This window comes from uncultured Planktosalinus sp., assembly GCF_963973675.1.
Lineage (GTDB): Bacteria > Bacteroidota > Bacteroidia > Flavobacteriales > Flavobacteriaceae > Planktosalinus.
In genome coordinates this window covers 1-2,878 of record NZ_CAXBAN010000347.1, presented here as the reverse complement: position 1 = coordinate 2,878, position 2,878 = coordinate 1, and the positions used below count along the sequence as shown (strand labels likewise).

The window sequence follows — 2,878 nt, the reverse complement described above, 5'->3', positions numbered from 1 at the left end:
CAACTGCTAATTTTGAAGCTCCAGCTGCTTTAAGGACTACATCAAATTCAGTCTTTTCTTCAGCGGCTTCTCCACCACCAGCGGCACCACCAGCAGCTACTGCTACAGCTGCAGCAGCAGGCTCGATACCATACTCGTCTTTTAAAATAGTAGCTAACTCATTAACTTCTTTTACAGTTAAGTTAACTAATTGTTCTGCGAAATCTTTTAAATCTGCCATTTTCTATCGTTTTAATAATTTAATTTTAATATTTAATAATTGAATATTCGTTGTTTAATTTACTACCCTTCTCTTTCGGATAGTGTTTTGATAATTCCTGCAAGTTTTCCACCACCTGATTTAAGTGCTGAAACAACATTTTTAGCGGGAGATTGAAGTAACCCAATAACCTCACCAATCATCTCATCACGAGACTTGATGCTTACTAAGTCATCCAATAAATTGTCGCCAATGTAAACAGCTTCTTCAATAAAAGCACCTTTTAAAACGGGCTTTTCAGATTTTTTACGAAACTCTTTAATAACTTTGGCAGGCGCATTTCCTGTTTCAGAAAACATTAAGGAAGTATTGCCTTTAAGTATGGTTTTTAAATCACCAAACTCTCTTTCTGAACTCTCCATTGCTTTTGCAAGCAAGGTATTTTTAACAACCGTTAGTTTGATTCCGGCTTTAAAACATGCACGTCTAAGGTTTGTTGTAGAAAGTGCATCAAGGCCTGAAATATCCGTTAAATAGATATTTGAATTCTCTGCTAACTGGGTAGTTAAAACTTCTATCGCTTTTGCTTTTTCTTCTCTTGTCATAATTTAAAGTGCTTTACTACTCAGTAAATCGTTTAGCATCGATTTGAACTCCGGGACTCATTGTGCTTGACAAATAGATACTTTTGATATAAATACCTTTAGTCACAGAGGGCTTCAACTTTACCAATGTTGTTAATAATTCTTTTGCGTTTCCAGATAATTTTTCTGCATCAAATGAAGATTTTCCTATTGAAGCATGAACAATTCCGTACTTATCAACTTTGAAGTCAATTTTACCGGATTTGATATCTGAAACAGCTTTAGCGATGTCCATAGTTACGGTACCTGTTTTAGGGTTTGGCATCAAGCCACGGGGACCCAACACGCGCCCTAAAGGACCTAATTTTCCCATAACACTTGGCATGGTTACTATCACATCAACATCTGTCCATCCTCCTTTAATTTTATCGAGGTACTCATCTAAGCCTACAAAATCAGCTCCTGCTTCTTTTGCTTCGGCTTCTTTATCTGGAGTTACCAATGCAAGTACTTTTACATCTTTACCCGTTCCGTGAGGAAGGGTAACTACACCTCTAACCATTTGATTTGCTTTTCGTGGGTCTACATTTAAACGCACGGCTAAATCAACAGAGGCATCAAAGTTTACATTTGTAATCTCTTTTACTAAAGCAGATGCTTCAGCAAGGGTGTATGTTTTAGATACATCTACTTTTGCCTGAGCTTCTTTTTGCTTTTTTGTTATTTTTGCCATTATTATTTGTAATTATCAGGTTAAAAAGGTGCATTTCCTTTTACTTTAACACCCATTGATCTTGCCGTTCCGGCTACCATTTTCATAGCTGATTCAATAGTAAAAGCATTAAGGTCTTGCATTTTGTCTTCTGCAATTGTTTTAATTTGATCCCAAGATATGGTTGCTACTTTTCTAATATGTGGTTCACCAGACCCTTTTTTGATCTTAGCGGCCTCCATAACTTGAACAGCAGCAGGAGGTGTTTTTACAACAAAGTCAAATGACTTGTCTTTGTAAACAGTAATTGCCACCGGCAATACTTTTCCAGGCTTATCTTGCGTTCTAGCATTAAATTGTTTGCAGAACTCCATAATGTTCACCCCGGCAGCACCCAATGCGGGACCAACCGGCGGAGAAGGGTTTGCAGCACCTCCTCTAACTTGAAGTTTTACAACTTTACTAATTTCTTTTGCCATTTCTTAATTTTTAATTGTGGTAATCACTTTTGTGGAAGCATAAGCTCATACCTGATATATATAGCGTAACAGTTTTTTAAACTTTTTCTACTTGCATATAACTTAACTCGAGTGGTGTCTTTCTTCCGAATATTTTTACCATCACTTCAAGTTTGCGTTTTTCTTCATTTATTTTTTCAACGTTTCCATTGAAACCATTAAAAGGCCCATCGATAACTTTTACAGTTTCACCAATTGTAAATGGTATATTGATATTTTCATCATTAACCGTAAGTTCATCAACTTTTCCTAACATTCTGTTTACTTCAGATTGTCTTAACGGAACCGGATCACCTCCTTTTGTCTCACCTAAAAAACCAATGACACCATTAACAGACTTTATAATGTGGGCAATTTCGCCGGCAAGGTTAGCCTGCACCATAATATACCCCGGAAAATAAACTCTTTCTTTACTAATTTTTTTTCCGTTTCTAATCTGAATAACTTTTTCAGTAGGCACCAATATTTGATCGATAGAATCCTCAAGGCTTAGTCTTGTAACTTCACTTTCTATATAGGATTTTATCTTATTCTCTTGTCCGCTAACTGCGCGAACAACATACCATTTTTTAGTGCTCTTTGTCTCCGTCATAATAGCTTTTTTTTAGGACTTAATCCAAATAAAATATTGAGCAATAATTTCGCTGAAAACCGTATCCACTCCCCAAATTGCAAGCGAGAGGATTATTGAAAATACAGCAACCAAAACTGTCAATCTTTGAGCTTCTGACCAAGACGTCCACGTAACGTGGTTTTTAAGTTCACTGAACGATTCCTGAATATAATTTAGCATTCTTTCTCGTTATTATTAATTTTTATTGCACGGGTTGAGAGACTCGAACTCCCGACACCTGGTTTTGGAGAC

General features: G+C 36.5%; 5 protein-coding genes and 1 pseudogene. All 6 read right to left on the bottom strand.

Annotated elements, in window-relative coordinates; all coding sequences use genetic code 11:
• A pseudogene (locus tag AACY61_RS11740) lies at positions 1-220 on the bottom strand (50S ribosomal protein L7/L12); the annotation flags it as partial.
• 62 nt (positions 221-282) lie between these two features.
• Positions 283-804, bottom strand: a complete 522-nt coding sequence (gene rplJ, locus AACY61_RS11735) for a 50S ribosomal protein L10 (protein WP_339611769.1) — start codon at positions 802-804, stop codon at positions 283-285.
• 16 nt (positions 805-820) lie between these two features.
• Positions 821-1,516, bottom strand: a complete 696-nt coding sequence (rplA, locus tag AACY61_RS11730) for a 50S ribosomal protein L1 (RefSeq protein WP_339611768.1) — start codon at positions 1,514-1,516, stop codon at positions 821-823.
• 20 nt (positions 1,517-1,536) lie between these two features.
• Positions 1,537-1,974: a 50S ribosomal protein L11 gene (gene rplK, locus AACY61_RS11725; protein ID WP_339611767.1), complete on the bottom strand. Its 438-nt coding sequence runs from the start codon at positions 1,972-1,974 to the stop codon at positions 1,537-1,539.
• A gap of 76 nt (positions 1,975-2,050) precedes the next feature.
• Positions 2,051-2,605: a transcription termination/antitermination protein NusG gene (nusG, locus tag AACY61_RS11720; RefSeq protein ID WP_339611766.1), complete on the bottom strand. Its 555-nt coding sequence runs from the start codon at positions 2,603-2,605 to the stop codon at positions 2,051-2,053.
• A gap of 12 nt (positions 2,606-2,617) precedes the next feature.
• Complete coding sequence (secE, locus tag AACY61_RS11715; RefSeq protein WP_339611765.1) at positions 2,618-2,806, bottom strand: preprotein translocase subunit SecE; 189 nt, start codon at positions 2,804-2,806, stop codon at positions 2,618-2,620.
• Positions 2,807-2,878 lie beyond the last annotated feature (72 nt).

What these genes read in the sequence shown, in the direction of transcription:
- rplJ (WP_339611769.1), bottom strand. Translation starts at nt 804, where the DNA reads ATGACAAGAGAAGAAAAAGCAAAAGCGATAGAAGTTTTAACTACCCAG.
- rplA (WP_339611768.1), bottom strand. Translation starts at nt 1,516, where the DNA reads ATGGCAAAAATAACAAAAAAGCAAAAAGAAGCTCAGGCAAAAGTAGAT.
- rplK (WP_339611767.1), bottom strand. Translation starts at nt 1,974, where the DNA reads ATGGCAAAAGAAATTAGTAAAGTTGTAAAACTTCAAGTTAGAGGAGGT.
- nusG (WP_339611766.1), bottom strand. Translation starts at nt 2,605, where the DNA reads ATGACGGAGACAAAGAGCACTAAAAAATGGTATGTTGTTCGCGCAGTT.
- secE (WP_339611765.1), bottom strand. Translation starts at nt 2,806, where the DNA reads ATGCTAAATTATATTCAGGAATCGTTCAGTGAACTTAAAAACCACGTT.